This is a genomic window from Delftia sp. WSY_7 (assembly GCF_043104845.1).
GTDB classification, from domain to species: domain Bacteria; phylum Pseudomonadota; class Gammaproteobacteria; order Burkholderiales; family Burkholderiaceae_C; genus Comamonas; species Comamonas tsuruhatensis.
In genome coordinates this window covers 761,191-778,601 of sequence record NZ_JBICLB010000034.1, presented here as the reverse complement: position 1 = coordinate 778,601, position 17,411 = coordinate 761,191, and the positions used below count along the sequence as shown (strand labels likewise).

The following is a 17,411-nucleotide window of genomic DNA, read 5'->3' as shown; positions in this document are numbered from 1 at the left end:
GGGCTTTCAGCCGATCAGCCGCGCGCCAGGGTCAGCGCCACGGGCCGCATGCGCGAGAGGGCCGCGCTGGCCAGGGCCGCGATGCGCGAGAGGAATTCCGTGCCCATGGTGGCCTCGAAGCGCAGCGGATCGGGCGAGCCCAGGACCAGCATGCCGAAGGCATGGGCCGGGTTGCCGGGGTCGCCATCGTGCAGGGTGAGCAGGGCCAGGGACTGGGCCGCGTCGGGATCGACCAGCCAGCCGCCGGGCTCGAAGCCCATGTTGGGGCCGCAAAACGGCATGGTCAGCGAGGCAGCGAAGGACTTGGCATCGTCGCTGACGCCCATGGTGTAGATGCTGCTGGTCTGCGCGCCGGAGACGTTCCACAGGCGCAGGGCCACCTGGGGCACCTCGAAGACATGCTGCAGGCTGGCCGTCAGCGCATGGGGCAGTTCGCGCAGGTCCTGGACCTTGGCCAGGGCGCAGCTCCAGGCGTGCAGCTTGTCGGCGATGGAGGCGTTCTCGCTGCTGTGCCGCATCATGTCCATGATGCGGTGCTCCAGGCCCTTGATCTTCTCGCGCAGCATCTCGGCCTGGCGTTCCTGCAGGCTGACGGTGCGCGGGCTGTGGCTGCTGACCAGCTGCACGCGCGCGAGCATCTCGGCGTGGCGCTCGAAGAATTCCGGATGGTTCAGCAGGTAGTCGGCAATCGTCTCTTCGGTGACGGCGATATCGGTAGTGCTGTTCATGGCTGGTCGGGAACCTCGATCTGTCCTTCAAAAACAAACTCTGCGGGGCCGGTCATGCGCACTGCGCCGCCGTCCCACTCGATGGTCAGCCGGCCACCGCGGGTGCGCACATCGACGCGCGCGTCGAGCAGCCCCCAGCGGATGCCGGCCACCACGGCCGCGCAGGCGCCCGTGCCGCAGGCCAGCGTCTCGCCGGCACCGCGCTCGTACACACGCAGCCGGATCTGGCCGCGATCGACGATCTGCATGAATCCCGCATTGACGCGCTGGGGAAAGCGCGCATGGCGCTCGATCAGCGGGCCCCAGGTGGCCACGGGCGCATGGTCCACATCGTCCACCAGCTGCACCGCATGCGGGTTGCCCATGGAAACGGGGGCGATCCAGACCGTGGCCTCGTCGCCCAGCTGCAGGGGCCATTGCTGCGCCGCACCCAGCGGGCGGGGAACCAGGCCTGCACCATCGAAGGGCACCAGGGCGGGCTCCAGCACGGGCTGGCCCATGTCCACGGTGACGCGGCCATCGGCATGCAGCTCGGGGGCGATGAGGCCGGCCAGCGTCTGCACGCGGATGACGGACTTGTCCGTCAGTCCCTTGTCGTGCACATAGCGGGCAAAGCAGCGCGCGCCGTTGCCGCACTGCTCGACCTCGCCGCCGTCGGCGTTGTGGATCACGTATTCGAAGTCGATGCCTTCGGCGGGCGAGGGCCGCACCGTGAGGATCTGGTCGGCGCCCACGCCGAATTGGCGGTGGGCCAGAAAGCGGTACTGGGCTGCGCTCAGGCCCAGCGGGCCGGCGGTTTCGTCAAGGACCACGAAATCGTTGCCAGCGCCCTGCATCTTGGTAAAGCGGATCTGCATCCCGCGATTATCCCCTGCACGGCAGCCTCATGGCGCAATCCGGGGCATGCCCTGGTGCAGACCGCCATCCAGCCGCCTGCGTCTCCGGCGCAACAGCACGATGCAGGTCCATCCGCATAATGCCCCCATGACCCGCCCCAGCCAGCTCCTGCACCCCCAGCGCCAGCCCGTAGACACGCTCAAGGCCTCCACCGTTTTGCTGATGCGCGACCGCGCCGATGGCAGCGGACTGGAAGTGCTCATGACAAGGCGCTCGCCCAAGGCCAGCTTCGTGCCCAGCGCCTATGTCTTCCCGGGCGGCGGCATCGAGGCCCAGGACGCCGCCGACGCCGCCCATGCCTGCGCCAGCACCCGCCCCGCGCAGGCCGGCTATGGCCTGCGCGTCACCCAGGCCATCGCCGGCCTGCGCGAGACTTTCGAGGAGCTCGGCATTTTGCTGGCCCACGATGCCCAGGGCCGACCGGTATCGGCCGCCGAGCTGGCCACGCTGGACCGCAATGCTCCCCTGGTTCCCCAGTGCGAGGCACGCGGCCTGCGCCTGGCCGTGGATGCGCTGTGGTACCTGGCCCACTGGACGGCCGACCGCGACCTGCCCCGGCGCTTCGATGTGCCTTTCTTCGTGGCGCGCATGCCCGAAGGCCAGGAGCCTGACGCCGACGGATCGGAACAGTTCGAGCCCATCTGGGTGAGCCCCCAGCAAGCGCTGGAGCGCCACCGCGCCGGCAGCTTTCCCATGATCTTTCCCACCATCCGCACGCTGGACCGGCTCAGCCGCTTCGCGGGCACCGATGCCGTGTTCGCCGCCCTGCAAGGCGAGCGGCCGCTGTGGCAGTGCTGCCCGCGCACCGGCTTTCTCGATGGCAAGGAAGCCCGCCACATGGAGGACGAGGCCCCCTTCGGCGAGCTGGAAATGGTCTGCCCGGACGGCCAGATCCTGCACACGCTGGACTGGCAGAGCGAGCGCGCCGTGCCCCTGCGCAAGAACCTGCTGCGCCTGACGGCCCCCAACCCCGGTGTGATGACCGGCCCCGGCACCAACAGCTATCTGGTGGGCGATGCCGCCACGGGCTACATCTGCATCGATCCCGGCCCGGCCGACGCCGCCCATGTGCAGCGCCTGTTCGAGGCGGCCGGCGGCGACATACGCCACATCCTGTGCACCCACTCCCACGCCGACCATTCGCCGGGCGCAGCCCTGCTGCAGGCGCTGGCGGTGCAGGCCGGCAAGCCACGCCCGGCCATCGGCGGCCTGCCTTCGGCACCCACGGCCCGGCCGGCCAGCCGCTTCACGCCAGACCACGTGCTGGCAGATGGCCAGCGCATCGCCGTGCAGGATGCGCAAGGCACCGTCACCCACACGCTGCAGGCCGTGTTCACGCCGGGCCATGCGGCCAACCACGTGTGCTTTCTGCTGGAGGAAGATGCCCTGCTGTTCAGCGGCGACCACATCCTCAACGGCAGCACCACCATCATCGATCCGCCCGACGGCAACATGCGCGAGTACATCGATTCGCTGGACAGGCTGGACGCGCTGTGCGCCGCGCACGATGCGCGCTTCATCCTGCCGGCCCATGGCTATGTGCTGGGCTTTGCGCGCCAGGCGATTGCCAGACTCAAGGCCCACCGGCTGGCGCGCGAGGCCAAGGTGCTGGCCGCCATGCAAAGACAGCCCGACGGCAGCGTGCAGGACTGGGTGCGCCTGGCCTATGACGACGCCCCGCCGCAGCTGTGGCCGATTGCCGAGCGCTCGCTGCTGGCGCATGTGGAGCGCATCCGTGCGCTGTGCGGGCGGCAATGACCGGCAATGACCGACGACGCGCGCGGGGCCTGGTATCTGGTTAAGCTGCGCGCATGTCTGAATCTGAAAGCGTTCGCCTGGCCAAGCGCCTGGCCGAACAGGAACAATGCTCGCGCCGCGAGGCCGAGCTGCATATCACCGCCGGCAACGTCCAGGTGGACGGCAAGGTCGTGCAACTGCCCGAGACGCGCGTGCGCCCCGAGCAGCAGGTCACGCTGCGCAGCGGCGCCCAGCCCGAGGCCGTGCCGCCCGTCACCCTGCTGATGAACAAGCCTGCGGGCTATACCCAGGGCCGGCCCTATGGCCGGGTGCGCAGCGCCCACTCCCTGCTGGGCGAAGCCAGCATGGCCCAGGTGGACACGCCCATGCCGCTGCTGGTGCTGGCCCAGCACTTCAAGAACCTGGAATCCTTCCTGCCCCTGCCGCTGCCTGCCAGCGGCCTCATCGTCTACACCCAGGACAAGCGCGTGGCGCGCAAGCTGGGCGAGGAAGGCATGTGGCTGGAGCAGGAATGCATCGTCGGCGTCGAGGGCCAGATCCACGAGGACGGCCTGGAGCTGATGAAGGCCGGCCTGCCGATCGGCAAGCGCCAGCTGCCGCCCTGCCGCGTGAGCTGGCAAAACGAGAACCACCTGCGCTTTGCGCTCAAGGGCATCGCGCCCGACGAGATCGACGCCATGTGCACCGAAGTGGGCCTGCGCGTGGTCAGCCTGCGCCGCCTGCGCATTGGCCGCCTCTCTCTGGCCAAGGTGCCCGAAGGCCAGTGGCGCTACCTGATGCCCTGGGAGCGGTTCTAGGCCGGCATTGCCGGGTGCGCGGCGGGCAGCACATTCGGCAAATGAGAATCATTTCATAGAATGCGGGATTCCCGTGCTGCCTTCGGGCCTCCCGCATGCCTGCGCCCGCCTCTTCCTCCTCTTCCCTGCTGAGCACCTTCCAGGACAGCTACCACGAGCTGGTGCGCTTCGTGGCGCGCCGCGCCGGCCCGCAGGCAGCGCGTGACCTGGTGCATGACGCCTGGATACGCCTGGCCGAACGCCAGCGCGGCGAAAGCGATGCGCCCGCCGCGCCGGACAGTCCGCCAGGCGCCAGCCGCGCCTATCTCTACGCGGTGATGGAGAACATCGCCATCGACCACCTGCGCCATGGCCAGCGCACGGCCGAGCGCTTTGACACCAGCGCGAGGGAAGGCGAGCCGCCCTCCCCCCTCAGCCCCGATGTGGCCGACACCCATTCCTACCGCCAGGCCCTGGCCGGGGTCGAAGGCGCCCTGGCGCAGTTGCCCGCGCGCTGCCGCGACATCTTCCTGGCCGACCGCATCGAGGGCGCCTCGCATGCCGAGCTGGCCGAGCGCCACGGCGTCTCGGTCAAAACCGTGGAACGCGAAGTCATGCGCGCCATGGACAGCGTGGAAGCCTCGCTGCGCCGCTGGCGCGGAGAAACCGCCGCACCCGCACCACGCACGGGCCGCCGCCGCGCCCTGTCCACCCTGCTGGGGATGGCGGGCCTGGGTGTCGGCAGCCCGGCGATCTGGCTGGCCTGGCGCCAGTGGATGCCGCAGTACCAGGTGCGGCTGGCCACGGCCACCGGCCGCCTGCTGAACCAGCCCCTGCCCGACGGCAGCAGCTTGACGCTGGACGCCGCCAGCCGTGCCGAGGTGGATTTCTACGCCACGCGCCGCCAGGTGCGGCTGCTGGCCGGCAGCGCCTTCTTCGCCGTGGCGCGCGACACGGAACGGCCCTTCGTGGTCCAGGCGGCGGACGTACAGGTCACCGTGCTGGGCACGCGCTTCGAGGTGGCGCTGGAGGACGATGCGGTGCTGGTCGCCGTCGATGCGGGCCGCGTGCAGGTGCGCGACGGCAGCGGCGCCCGGCATGCACTGGGCGCAGGCCAGATGCTGCGCCTGGCGCCAGGCCAGACGGCCGCCGTGCAAACGGTTGCGGCAGTGGCCGCCTGGCGCGAGGGCTGGCTGGACTTCCAGAACACGCCGCTGGCCGAGGTTGCCCGCCGCCTGGAGCGCTACAGCCTGCAGCCACTGCGCGTGGAGCCCGACGCCGCCGCCCTGCCCGTGCTGGGGCGCGTTCGCATTGCGGCGGCCCAGGGCTGGCTGCGCATGCTACCGCGCACCCTGCCGGTCAGCGTGCAGGAAGAGGTGCAGGAAAAGGAGCAGGGCCCGGGAACCGGGCGCACTCTGGTCATCCGCCGCCGCAGCTGATGCGCTGATGCGCCCATGGCCCCGGAATGCACGTCGCATGCGCACCAGGCATGAGGGAATGCCTGCGCCCGTTCGTATAGGCATGAGGACCCGGGAACGCGACGCATTCGCAGCCCGGGAATCGCCATTGCCCAGATCCGCCACGGGACCTTCCATGTCTTCATTCCCCTCCAAGCCTTCCCGCCTTGCCTGCAGCCTTGCCCGCCACCATGCCGTTGCGGCGGCCATCGCGCTGCTGGCCCTGCAGCTGTCTCCAGCCGCTCCAGCCGCACTGGCCCAGGCAGCACCGGCCCCGGCCACGGCCGCCAGCACCGACTTCCACATTCCCGCCCAGCCGCTGGACCAGGCGCTGGCCCAACTGGCCCGCCAGGCCGGCCTGCAGCTGCTGGCCGCGCCCGAACTGGTGCAGGGCCGCCGTGCGCCCGCCGTGGAAGGGCGCCTGAGCACCGCCGCCGCCGTGGCCCGGCTGCTGCGCGGCAGCGGGCTGGAAGGCCATGTGAGCCAGGGCACGCTGGTGGTGGAAAAGCCCGCCGGCACCGTGGCCCTGCCCGAAGTCACGGTGTCCGCCGTGGGCGAGACCACGACCACCGAGGGCTCGGGCTCCTACACCACGGGGCTGATGAGCACCTCGACCAAGCTGCCGCTGTCCATCCGCGAGACGCCCCAGTCCCTCACCGTGGTCACGCGCCAGAAGATGGACGACCAGGGCATGCTGTCCATCGACGACGTGGCCAACAGCGCCACCGGCATCACCATCAACCGCTGGAGCGACGACCGGGCGCGCTATTTCTCGCGCGGGTTCGTGATCGGTTCGTTCCTGCAGGACGGCGTGCCCGTCTCGTATGAAACCGACACCTCCACCTACGACACCATGGCCATGTACGACCACGTGGAAGTGGTGCGCGGCCCCACGGGGCTGATGACGGGCGTGGGCGACCCTTCGGGCACGATCAACTTCGTGCGCAAGCGCGCGCCGCGCACCACCCAGCGCTCGGTCACCCTGCGCGGCGGCAGCTGGAACCAGGCCGTGGGCGAGCTCGATGTGGGCGGTGCCCTCAACGAGGACAGCTCGGCGCGCGGGCGTGTGGTGGCCTCGGCCCAGTCGCGCGACCACTTCATTGATGGCTATAGCAGCCGCCGCCAGCTGCTGTACGGCACCGCCGAGTTCGACCTGGGGCGCGACACCACGCTGAGCGTGGGCGGCGCCTATGTGAACGAAGACAACCCCGGCTCGCAATGGATGGGCGTGCCCATGGGCTTTGATGGCTCCTTCCTCGACATTGCGCGATCCAGGCGTTTCTCGCCCTCCTGGAGCAAATGGGACAAGAAGGAGGTCAGCCTGTTCGCCGACCTGGAGCACCGCTTCGACAACGGCTGGAAGGCCAGGCTGGCCGCGCGCGCCCTGCAGGCCAAGTCCGCGCTGGACGGTGCCTACCTGGTCTCGGGCGGCCTGGACGACCAGGGCCGCACGCGCTACGACGTGGCCGGCGGCCTCTACGACTACGACAAGCGCCAGCTCAGCCTCGATGCCTCGGCCCAGGGCCCCGTGCGCCTGTTCGGCCGCGAGCATGACCTGGCCTTCGGCCTCAGCCGCCGCACCATCCGCTGGAGCGACCAGGGCTACAGCTACCTGTCGCCCACGGGGGAATGGCTGATCGCCAATGGCGTCGATCCCTATACCTGGAACCCCGACTCGCTGGACCGCTCCGGCCTGCTGGCCGAAGACCTGTGGACGCGCCGCCAGAAGACCACGCTGACCTCGGCCTACGCCACGGGCCGCTTCCTGCTGGCCGAGCCACTGAACCTGATCGCCGGCGCGCGCCTGGACTGGTACGACTTCACCAACGTCCAGCGCCAGGGCAGCTGGAGCCGGGAGCGCGAATTCAGCGAGAAAGCCCATGCCACGCCCTATGCGGCGCTGACCTATGACATCAACAAGACCTACTCGGCCTATGCCAGCTACACCAGCATCTTCCGGCCGCAGGATTTTCTGGATGTCTCGGGCAGCATGCTGGCGCCGGTGGAGGGCCGCAATTTCGAGCTGGGCCTCAAGGGCAGCTACCTGGACGAGCGCGTGAACCTGGCCGTTGCCGTGTTCAACACCACGCAGGACAACCTGCCCCAGGCCATCGCGGACATCAACTCCTGCACGGTGAAGACCAATTGCTACCGCTCGGTGGGCAAGGTCAGGAGCAAGGGGCTGGACGTGGACATCAGCGGCGAGATCCTGCCGCGCCTGAACGCCGGCCTTGGCTATACCTTCACCCAGGCCAAGATCGCCAGCGACAGCACCGAAGGCGCCAAGGGCGCGCCCTATGCCAGCTACACGCCGCGCCACCAGCTCAAGCTGTCGGCCATGTACCACCTGGGCGGCGAGCTGGTCGCATGGCGCGTGGGCGGCGGCCTGCGCTACCAGAGCCGCACCACGTCCGAGTCGCTGACCAGCGCCGAGGGCTATGCAATCCGCCAGCCCGCCCATGCCGTGGCCGACCTGGTCATCGGCTATCGCGTGAACCGGCAGTTGGACCTGCAGATGAACATCAGCAACCTGTTCGACCACCGCTATTTCGAGACCCTGGGCACGAACAACGGCGGCAACTATTTCGGCGTGCCGCGCAGGCTGCTGCTGACGGCCAGATACCAGTTCTGAACCGCCCATGAAAATGCCCCGCCGGTGGCGGGGCATGGAAGAAAGTGTGAAGCGCGCCGATAAGCCGGATTCTGTGCACGCGGTTGCCCGCATGTGACCGCCATTAATCTGGGCCGGGCGTCGCCGCCCGGCTCGGTGCTACCTACCCGCACACTCCGGGGGCCCCGTCAACGTGTGCCTACTTGGTATTGCTGCGCGTAGAGATTGCCCGTTTCACCCGGGGACGCGTTCCGCGTCCCCGGGTGGCTATGGGGCCCAGGCTTTCGCCTGGGCGTCTGGCTTGCGCCATCCGTCGCCAGCTTGCGCTGGCACCCCATAGAACACCAAGTTGGCGGCACATGTCCCCGACTCGTCTCTGTTGCTCTGATCCTCACCTCACGGTGGACAGCCGTTAGCTGCTACGCTGCCCTGTGCAGTCCGGACGTTCCTCCAGTGCCGTGTTTCCACGATTGCACCAGCGGCGGTCTGGCGTGCTTCACGGGCGGCATTATCTCGCGGCTGGGGCCAGGCTGCAGACAGATGGCGCAACAGCCTCACGGCGGCATGCAGAACTCGCGGCGGAATTGTTCGGGTGAGGTGCCGGCCTCGCGCTGGAACATGGCGATGAAGGCCGAGGGCGTGCTGTAGCCCAGGTCATAGGCGATCTGCTGCACGCTCAGGCCGGCCTCCAGCGCATCGATGGCCAGCAGGTAGCGCATGCGCTGGCGCCATTCGCCCAGGCCCATGCCCAGTTCGCGCTGGCAGTGGCGCGCCAGGGTGCGCTCGGTCATGTGCACGCTGGCGGCCCATTGGGCCAGGCTGCGGTGGTCCTCGGGCGCAGCGCGCATGCGGGTCAGCACTTCGACCAGGGCCGGGTGTTCGGCGGCCGGCAGATAGCCGGGCTCCACGGGAACGGCCCGCAACTGGTCGTAGAGCACACGGGCCAGGCGCAGGTCGGCGTCGGTGGCGGGAATGTGCACGTCGCGCACGGCAAAGTCGGCCAGGATGGCCTTGACGATGGCGCCGATGCGCATGGAGCATGGCTGCGCCGGCAGCTCCCTGCACAGCGCAGGCGCCAGGTAGACCGAGCGGTAGACCACGGCGTGCGCCACATGGCAGCTGTGCACCACGCCGGGCGGCACCCAGACGCCGTACTGCGGCGGCGAGACCCAGCGCTGGCCTGCCGTGTCCATGCACATGCTGCCGTGGGGCGTGTAGTTCAGGTGTCCCCAGCTGTGGCTGTGCGGCGGCACCTCGGTGTCGGCGCCGAATTCGTCGTAGCGGAAGTAGTACTCGCCCGGCACATCCTCGACGTTCTGGATGCGCATGGGCTTGCTGGGACGGGGCATGGCGGATGGTCCGGGTTGCGCTATCGATTGTCCGAAACCAGGGATGCACTCCAAGTCGGACAGAACGATCATAGGACCAGTCTTAGGAGTCTTCCAATGGGGTCTTACCTTTTCCCTTTGATCGCCGTGCTCATCTGGTCGGTCAATACCGTGGTCAGCAAGATGGCGGCCGACAGCATCGGCGCGGCCGAGATCGGTTTCTACCGCTGGCTGGTGGCGGCCGTGCTGTTCACGCCGTTCCTTTTGCCCTCCATCTGGCGCCAGCGCGCCGACATCCGGCCGCTGCTGCCGCGCCTCATCGTGCTGGGGATGCTGGGCATGGTGATCTACCAGAGCCTGGCCTACTACGCGGCCCATATGACATCGGCCACGCACATGGGCCTGATCGGCTCGCTCACGCCCATGATGGTGCTGGGCCTGTCCACCGCCATGCTGGGCCAGGCGCTGAGCCGGGGCGCCGTGCTGGGCTGCGTGCTGGCGATTGCGGGCGTGGCCCTGGTGGTGTCTTCGGGGCAGCCTGCCACCTTGCTCACCCAGGGCCTCAATGGCGGTGACGCGCTGATGTTCGTGGCCATGCTGGCCTATGCCGTCTACAACATCCTGCTCAAGCGCTGGCCCATGCCGCGCCTGGCCACGGTGCAACTGCTGTACCTGCAGATCCTGGTGGCCGTGATCGCGCAGCTGCCGCTGTTCCTGATGGCGCCGCGCACGGGGCTGAACGCGGCCAACCTGCCGCTGGTGGGCTTTGCGGGCATCATGGCCTCCATCGCCGCGCCGCTGCTGTGGATGATGTCGGTGGCGCGCATCGGGCCGGGCCGCTCCAGCATGTTCTTCAACCTCGTGCCCATCTTCACGGCCGTGATCGCCTTCATGGCATTGGGCGAGCCCCTGGCGGCCTACCACGCCGTGGGCGGCGTGATGACCATCGGCGGCCTGCTGCTGGCCGAGCTGTGGAAGCAGCCTTTGCGCGCACCGCGTGCCGCCGCCACCGCCTGAAAAAATCAGGGTTTTCCCGAGCTCAAATGGTGCACGCATGCCGCATGCCGGTGCGGCGCCCGCACCATTGCTGCCCATAAGAATTTGCATTCAGGCCTGCTCATAATTTCTTGTTGGACAGCCCTGTCCTGCCTTTCGATACTGCCGCCAAAGGAACCGCTGCAAGCGCCAGACGCCTGAGGTTCCCACGACACACGGGCCCGGTCCCAGCGGCCTGGCCCGTGTGCCCGCTGCACTTTCGAAGACAGGAGACACCCCATGAGCAGCCCGGCATCCGCCGCACACCCCCTCGCACAGAGCACAGGCGCCGGCGAGGCCGCGTCCCTCGACATGGACGCCACCTATCGCAAGATCGCCTGGCGCCTGATCCCTTTTCTGGTCCTGCTCTTCATCCTGGCCTGGATAGACCGCGTCAACGTCGGTTTCGCCAAGCTGCAGATGCTGGACGACCTGCAGTTCAGCGAGGCCATCTACGGCCTGGGCGCAGGTATCTTCTTCATCGGCTACTTTTTGTTCGAAGTGCCCAGCAACCTGCTGCTGGAGAAGATCGGCGCGCGCAAGACGCTGGCGCGCATCACCATCCTGTGGGGCGCGGCCTCCATGGCCATGGCCTACGTGACCACGCCCACCATGTTCTACGTGCTGCGCTTCGTGCTGGGCGTGGTGGAGGCCGGCTTCTTCCCCGGCGTGGTGCTGTACCTGACCTACTGGTTCCCGGCCCGCCACCGGGCGCGCGTCAACGGCCTGTTCATGACCTCGTTCGCCATTGCGGGCGCCGTGGGCGGCCCGATTGCGGGTGCCATCATGAATGGCATGCAGGGCGTGGGCCATCTGTCCAACTGGCAGTGGCTGTTCATCCTGGAAGGCATTCCCTCGGTGATCGCCGGCTTCTTCGTGCTGCTGTACCTGCCCGAAAAGCCCGCCAACGCCAGGTGGCTGAGCGCGGCCGAGCAGCGCGCCGTGACCGCCGCCGTGGAGGCAGAGAACCAGGGCGGCCACAAGCATGTGTCCTTCCTGGACGCCTGCCGCAACTACCGCGTGTGGCTGTGCGCCGCCGTGTATTTCTGCATCGTCAGTGGCAACGCCACCATCGCGTTCTGGTCGCCGTCCATCATCAAGGAGATCGGCATCCAGAACACGCTGCAGATCGGCCTGATCTCGGCCATTCCCTTCCTGGCCGGCACCCTGGCCATGGTCTGGAACGGCATGCATTCGGACAAGACCGGCGAGCGCCGCATGCACTGCGCCCTGTCCGCGCTGATCGCGGCGGCGGGCCTGATCCTCACGGGCCTGTTCCTGCACAACGCCGTGCTCGCCCTGTGCGCGCTGACGCTGGCCTCCATCGGCATCCTCGCGGCCTTTCCCGTGTTCTGGTCGATTCCTGCCGCCTTCCTGGCCGGCACGGCGGCGGCCGGCGGCATTGCGCTGATCAACTCCATCGGCAACCTGGCCGGCTTCGTGGCGCCCTACATGATCGGCGCGCTCAAGACCAGCACGGGATCGCTGTCCTCGGGCCTGTACTTCGTGGCAGCCCTCGAATTCCTGGCGGCCTTCCTGGTCGTGCTCTTCGTCAGGAAGCAGTGAGGCCTGCGCGTGCGCTGCCGCTCCACGCCCTCCGCACGCCACAGCCTGACTTCCGCGTTTTCTCACCGGGGCCCGCGGCCCCGAATTCCCCCTGGATCGCCTGCCATGCAACTGCAGTTCACCACCCCCGAAGGCCAGACCTTCGCCCCTGAATTCGACACCCTCATCGTCGCCGGCTGGGCCGGCCGCGACCGCGAGGCCATCGAGCACCACATCGAGGAGCTGGCCGCCATCGGCATCCCGCGCCCCAGCGCCGTGCCGCTGTACTACCGCATCTCCAGCAACCAGCTGAGCCAGCACAGCGCGCTGCAGGTGCTGGGCCCGGACTCCTCGGGCGAGGTCGAGGTCTTCGTGTTCACGCACGAAGGCGAGATGTTCGTGAGCCTGGCCTCCGACCACACGGACCGCAAGCTGGAAGCCTACAGCGTGGCCTTTTCCAAGCAGGCCTGCGTCAAGCCCGTGGCCACCCAGGCCTGGCGCTTTGCCGACGTGGCCGGCCACTGGGATGAGCTGGTCGTGCGCTCGTGGATCGTGGAAGACGGCCGCGAGGTGCTCTACCAGGAAGGCACGCTGGCCAGCCTGCGCACGCCCCAGGACCTGATCGCAGGCTTCACGGGCGGCAAGGATCTGCTGCCCGCAGGCTGCGGCATGACCTGCGGCACGGTGGGCGCCATCGGTGGCATCCGCCCCTCGACGCAGTTCTCCATGGAGCTGTACGATCCCCGCAGCCAGCGTTCCATCCGCCACAGCTACCGCAGCGAACTGCTGGACGTCGTGGCCTGAGCCGCGACTCCGATCCGCCCACGCCCGCCTTCACCCACAGGACTTCCCACATGACCCAAGCCCTCCCCCTGCCCAGCCTGGAACTGGCATCACAGCGCCTGCATGGCGGCGAAACCACCTCGGTGCAGCTGACCGAGCAGGCCCTGGCCCGCACCATGTCGGGGGAAGGCCCCAAGGTGTTCACGCGCGTGTTCCAGGGCGCGGCCCTGGCCGAGGCCCGCGCCAGCGACGTGCTGCGTGCGGCCGGCCTGGCGCGCTCGCCCATCGAGGGCCTGCCGGTCTCGGTCAAGGACCTGTTCGACATCGCCGGCTTTCCCACGCTGGGCGGCTCGCGCCTGCTGGCCGACGCACCGCCCGCGCAGCGCACGGCCGAAGTGGTGCAGCGCCTGCGCCAGGCCGGCGCCGTCATCGTGGGCACGACCAACATGACCGAGTTCGCCTACTCGGGCCTGGGCATCAACCCGCACTACGGCACGCCGCGCAATCCCTGGCAGCGTGACGAGGGCGGCGGCCGCATCCCGGGTGGCTCGTCCTCGGGCGCGGCCATCTCGGTCACCGACGGCATGGCCATGGCGGCCATCGGCTCGGACACGGGCGGCTCGGTGCGCATTCCTTCGGCGCTGTGCGGGCTCACGGGCTTCAAGCCCACGGCGCGCCGCGTGAGCATGGAAGGCGTGCTGCCGCTGTCGGCCAACCTGGACTCCATCGGCCCGCTGGCCCCCAGCGTGCGCTGCTGCGCCACGCTGGACGCCATCCTCTCCGGCGAACCGCTGGGCGAGCTGCATGCCGCGCCGCTGCAGGGCCTGCGCCTGCTGGCACCCACCAACGTGGTGCTGGACGGCATGGACGCCACCGTGGCCGCCGCCTGGGAGCGCGCCCTGTCCCTGCTGTCGCAGGCGGGCGCCCACATCACCCATGCCGTGGTCGCGCCCTTCGGCGAGCTGGCCGACATCAATTCCAAGGGCGGCTTCACGGCCGCCGAGGCCTGGGCCTGGCACCGCCACCACATCGCCACGCGCCTGTCCGAGTACGACCCGCGCGTGGGCACGCGCATCCTGCGCGGCAAGGACATCAGCGCGGCCGACTACATCGACCTGCTGGCACGCCGCAGGCAGTGGATTGCCGCCGTCAGTGCGCAGATGGCCGACCATGACCTGATCGTCATGCCCACCGTGCCCGTGGTCGCCCCGAAGATCGCCGACCTCACGCAGAGCGACGAGGCCTACTTCGGCGCCAACGGCCTGATCCTGCGCAACCCCACGCTGATCAACTTCCTCGACGGCTGCGCCATCTCCCTGCCCTGCCACCGCGCAGGCGAGGCGCCCGTGGGCCTGAGCCTGGCCGGCCTCGGCGGGCAGGACCGGCGACTGCTGTCCGTGGCCCTGGCCGTGGAGCAGCTGCTGGCTTCGGCGCAGGGCTGATCGACCAGACGGCCTCGGGCCTAGCCGCCCAGGCCGCTGCCCGGCAGCCGCGCCACGGCCTGGCCGTGGTTCAGCGCAAAGGCGGCAGCGGTCTCCTCGGCCGCGCGCGCCACCACTTCGGTCAGCGGGTTCTGGTGGTCATTGCGGTAGCAGGCCACCAGCGGCAGCGAGGGGAACTCCCGGTCCACGCGCAGCAGGCGCAGGCGCTGCTCGGCCAGCTCGCGCTGGATGATGGCCGGCGGCACGGCGGCCACGCCCAGGCCGTCGCAGACCACGCGGATCATGGTGGCCACCGAGGCAATGCAGTTCAGGTGCACCGAGGCGCTGCTTTCGGTGGAGAACAGCTGCTCGATCACCGCATACGGCTCGGAGCCGCGCGCAAAGCACATGATGGGAAAGGCCGCCAGCTCGGCCAGGCTCAGGGTCTCGTCGCCGATGCCCAGCTTGGGGCTGCCCACCCAGGCCATGGGAAATTCACCCAGCGACAGATGGCCCACGCCGGCCGCCGTCACGGGCTTGGCCTGCAGCGACAGGTCCAGCTGGCCCTTCACCAATTGGTCGGACATGTGCAGCGTGGTGTCGCAGGCGATCTCCACCTGCAGGCGCGGATAGCGCTGCTGCAGCAGCGCCAGGAAATCGGGAAACCAGCTGTGCACGATGGACTCGATGGCGCCGATGCGGATCACGCCCGCATAGGCCTGCTTGTCCAGCATGTCCTCGCGCATCTCGCGCATGAGGCGCAGCATGCGCTCGGCATGGACCAGGGCCTTGGCGCCGTCGGCCGTGAGCGTGACCTCGCGCACGCCGCGGTCGAACAGGCGCACGCCGAACTCCTGCTCCAGCGTGGCGATGCGGCTGGAGACGGCGGCCTGCGTGGTGTACAGCCGCTCGGCCGTCATGCGGAAATTGCGCAGCTCGGCCAGCAGCACAAAGGTTTCCAGGAACCGTAGATTCATGCGGCGATGTTAGCCGTCCAGGCCATATCGATATAGCCCATGCATGGAACGCCTGCGTGCACAATGCTCCGTGACCGCGCACGCTGGCTGCGCAACACCCCGACTGTCCAACCACCACCCCAAAATCGCGGAGGTCCGATGAGAGCTGACAACATCCTGCAAACGATTGGCAACACGCCCCACGTGCGCATCAACCGCCTGTTCGGCGCCGGTGCCAATGTGTGGATCAAGTCCGAGCGCGGCAACCCCGGCGGCTCCATCAAGGACCGCATCGCGCTGGCCATGGTCGAGGACGCCGAAAAATCCGGCGCCCTGCAGCCCGGCGGCACCATCATCGAGCCCACCAGCGGCAACACCGGCGTGGGCCTGGCCCTGGTGGCCGCCGTCAAGGGCTACAAGCTGGTGCTGGTCATGCCCGAGAGCATGAGCATCGAGCGCCGCCGCCTGATGCTGGCCTACGGCGCCAGCTTCGACCTCACGCCCAAGGAAAAGGGCATGAAGGGCGCCATCGCCCGCGCCCAGGAACTGGCCAGCCAGACGCCTGGCGCCTGGATTCCGCAGCAGTTCGAGAACCCCGCCAACATCGATGTGCACGTGCGCACCACCGCCCAGGAAATCCTGGCCGACTTCCCCGAAGGCCTGGATGTGCTGATCACCGGCGTGGGCACGGGCGGCCACCTGACCGGCGTGGCGCGGGTGCTCAAGGCCCAATTCCCCCAGCTCAAGGTCTTCGCCGTGGAGCCTGCCGCATCGCCCGTGATCTCGGGCGGCCAGCCCTCGCCCCACCCCATCCAGGGCATTGGCGCAGGCTTCGTGCCCAAGAACCTGGACACCAGCCTGCTGGACGGCGTGATCCAGGTCGAAGCCGAACCCGCGCGCGAGTACGCACGCCGCTCGGCCCGCGAGGAAGGCATCCTGGTCGGCATCTCCTCGGGCGCCACGCTGGCCGCCATCGCGCAGAAGCTGCCCGAGCTGCCCGCAGGCGCCAAGGTGCTGGGCTTCAACTACGACACGGGCGAGCGCTACCTGTCGGTGGAAGGCTTCCTGCCGGCCTGACCGCCCTGCCCCCTGAACAAGCCAAAGGCCCTTCGCGGGCCTTTTGTCATGGCAGATCCGTTCAGATCGTCAGGCCCTGAGCCAGGTGCCGCAGCAGCGCATCCACCTTGGGCAGCAACTGGCGGCTGCGCGGCCAGACCAGGTGCAGCGGCAGGCCATCGACTTCGGCGCCGGGCAGCAGCCGCAGCAGGTGGCCATCGCGCAGCGGCGCCTCAACCATCCACGTGGCCAGTTGGGCGATGCCGCAGCCCGCCATCACGGCAGCCACCACCGCTTCGCCATCGCCCAGCACCATGCGCGGCTGCACCGCAATGGCGCCGGCACTGCTCTGCCATGCACTCATGCCTGCATCGGTCCTTCCATAGGCCACGGCATCATGGCCGGCCAGTGCCTGCAGGCTGTCAGGCGCTCCGCGCCGCTCCAGATAGGCAGGCGATGCGCAGAACACCAGCCGCTCCCGCCCCAGCAGACGCTGGCCCAGTCCCGCAGGCAGCTGCACGCTGCCGCCTATGCCTATGCGCACGGCCACGTCGATGCCTTCGTCCACCACGTCCACGAAGCGGTCCGTGAACGACACCTGGGGCTGCACCGCCGCATGGCGCTGTGCAAACTCCAGCAGCAGCGGCATCACCTTGAGCCGTCCGTACAGCGCCGGCAGGTCCACGCGCAGCCTGCCTGCGGGCTCCAGGTGCTCGGCGGCCAGCACCTGCTCGGCCGACTCCAGCTCGCCCAGCACGCGCACACAGGTGCGGTAGAAGGCCTCGCCGGCATCGGTCAGCCGCAGCCGCCGCGTCGTACGTTCAAACAGGCGCGTCGCCAGCCGGGCTTCCAGCCGGGCCACGGCCTTGCCCACGGCCGAGCCCGTCAGGTGCAGCCGCTCGGCAGCAGCCGTGAAACTGCCCGCGTCTGCGGTACAGACAAAGGCCTCGATGCCCTTGAGACGCTCCGAAGGAAACATGGCGATGGCGGCTTTCATTCAAGAATCAATTTCCAGTATCTGCAGAAAATTCGTCCGAGATAAGAATTCACATCTTAAATA

At 68.8% G+C, this 17,411-nt stretch carries 14 protein-coding genes and 1 other RNA gene; 9 read left to right on the top strand and 6 right to left on the bottom strand.

Translation table 11 applies throughout. From position 1 onward, the window contains the following. Positions 1-14 precede the first annotated feature (14 nt). Both ACF8ME_RS18315 and dapF read right to left on the bottom strand, forming a co-directional pair. A complete protein-coding gene (locus ACF8ME_RS18315) occupies positions 15-728 on the bottom strand; it encodes a DUF484 family protein (protein ID WP_016448045.1) in 714 nt (237 codons plus the stop codon). Then, positions 725-1,585, bottom strand: a complete 861-nt coding sequence (gene dapF, locus ACF8ME_RS18310) for a diaminopimelate epimerase (RefSeq protein ID WP_034366282.1) — start codon at positions 1,583-1,585, stop codon at positions 725-727. Before dapF ends, ACF8ME_RS18315 begins: the two co-directional genes overlap by 4 nt. Positions 1,586-1,712: 127 nt before the next feature. Here dapF and ACF8ME_RS18305 point away from each other — a divergent pair, with 127 nt between their 5' ends. The 4 genes from ACF8ME_RS18305 to ACF8ME_RS18290 all read left to right on the top strand — a co-directional run bounded on the left by ACF8ME_RS18305 (position 1,713) and on the right by ACF8ME_RS18290 (position 8,248). Beyond that, entirely contained in the window at positions 1,713-3,383 is a 1,671-nt protein-coding gene (locus ACF8ME_RS18305; RefSeq protein WP_392417713.1) for an MBL fold metallo-hydrolase, read from the top strand. Positions 3,384-3,436: 53 nt separating this feature from the next. Continuing rightward, positions 3,437-4,180, top strand: a complete 744-nt coding sequence (locus ACF8ME_RS18300) for a pseudouridine synthase (RefSeq protein WP_012203381.1) — start codon at positions 3,437-3,439, stop codon at positions 4,178-4,180. A 95-nt stretch (positions 4,181-4,275) separates the two neighbouring features. Next, positions 4,276-5,598, top strand: a complete 1,323-nt coding sequence (locus tag ACF8ME_RS18295) for a sigma-70 family RNA polymerase sigma factor (protein ID WP_392417711.1) — start codon at positions 4,276-4,278, stop codon at positions 5,596-5,598. A gap of 154 nt (positions 5,599-5,752) precedes the next feature. Next, positions 5,753-8,248: a TonB-dependent siderophore receptor gene (locus ACF8ME_RS18290; protein ID WP_392417709.1), complete on the top strand. Its 2,496-nt coding sequence runs from the start codon at positions 5,753-5,755 to the stop codon at positions 8,246-8,248. Positions 8,249-8,292: 44 nt separating this feature from the next. Here ACF8ME_RS18290 and rnpB read toward each other — a convergent pair. After that, positions 8,293-8,725: RNase P RNA component class A (rnpB, locus tag ACF8ME_RS18285), an RNA gene on the bottom strand. Positions 8,726-8,781: 56 nt separating this feature from the next. Next, positions 8,782-9,576, bottom strand: a complete 795-nt coding sequence (locus ACF8ME_RS18280) for a helix-turn-helix domain-containing protein (RefSeq protein WP_016453123.1) — start codon at positions 9,574-9,576, stop codon at positions 8,782-8,784. Positions 9,577-9,672: 96 nt separating this feature from the next. Here ACF8ME_RS18280 and ACF8ME_RS18275 point away from each other — a divergent pair, with 96 nt between their 5' ends. The 4 genes from ACF8ME_RS18275 (at position 9,673) to ACF8ME_RS18260 (ending at position 14,360) form a co-directional block, all read left to right on the top strand. Beyond that, the gene (locus tag ACF8ME_RS18275; RefSeq protein ID WP_392417707.1) at positions 9,673-10,572 is read left to right on the top strand and encodes a DMT family transporter; all 900 of its coding nucleotides are present in this window, start codon (positions 9,673-9,675) and stop codon (positions 10,570-10,572) included. Between the two features lie 258 nt (positions 10,573-10,830). After that, positions 10,831-12,156: an MFS transporter gene (locus ACF8ME_RS18270; protein ID WP_016448052.1), complete on the top strand. Its 1,326-nt coding sequence runs from the start codon at positions 10,831-10,833 to the stop codon at positions 12,154-12,156. Between the two features lie 105 nt (positions 12,157-12,261). Beyond that, a complete protein-coding gene (locus ACF8ME_RS18265) occupies positions 12,262-12,939 on the top strand; it encodes a DUF2848 domain-containing protein (RefSeq protein ID WP_043822013.1) in 678 nt (225 codons plus the stop codon). A 50-nt stretch (positions 12,940-12,989) separates the two neighbouring features. Then, positions 12,990-14,360 (top strand): amidase, encoded by a 1,371-nt coding sequence (locus ACF8ME_RS18260; protein WP_070080667.1) that lies wholly within the window; start codon positions 12,990-12,992, stop codon positions 14,358-14,360. Between the two features lie 20 nt (positions 14,361-14,380). Here ACF8ME_RS18260 and ACF8ME_RS18255 read toward each other — a convergent pair whose 3' ends face one another. Beyond that, on the bottom strand, positions 14,381-15,316 hold the full coding sequence (locus tag ACF8ME_RS18255; RefSeq protein ID WP_017406934.1) for a LysR family transcriptional regulator: 936 nt from the start codon (positions 15,314-15,316) through the stop codon (positions 14,381-14,383). Positions 15,317-15,454: 138 nt separating this feature from the next. On the opposite strand from ACF8ME_RS18255, the gene cysK reads away from it, so the two are divergent. Continuing rightward, the gene (gene cysK, locus ACF8ME_RS18250) at positions 15,455-16,372 is read left to right on the top strand and encodes a cysteine synthase A (protein WP_017406935.1); all 918 of its coding nucleotides are present in this window, start codon (positions 15,455-15,457) and stop codon (positions 16,370-16,372) included. Positions 16,373-16,433: 61 nt separating this feature from the next. Here cysK and ACF8ME_RS18245 read toward each other — a convergent pair whose 3' ends face one another. Next, positions 16,434-17,348 carry a LysR family transcriptional regulator gene (locus tag ACF8ME_RS18245; RefSeq protein WP_392417705.1) on the bottom strand — a complete coding sequence of 305 codons (915 nt, stop codon included), beginning with the start codon at positions 17,346-17,348 and terminating at the stop codon, positions 16,434-16,436. Positions 17,349-17,411: the final 63 nt, after the last annotated feature.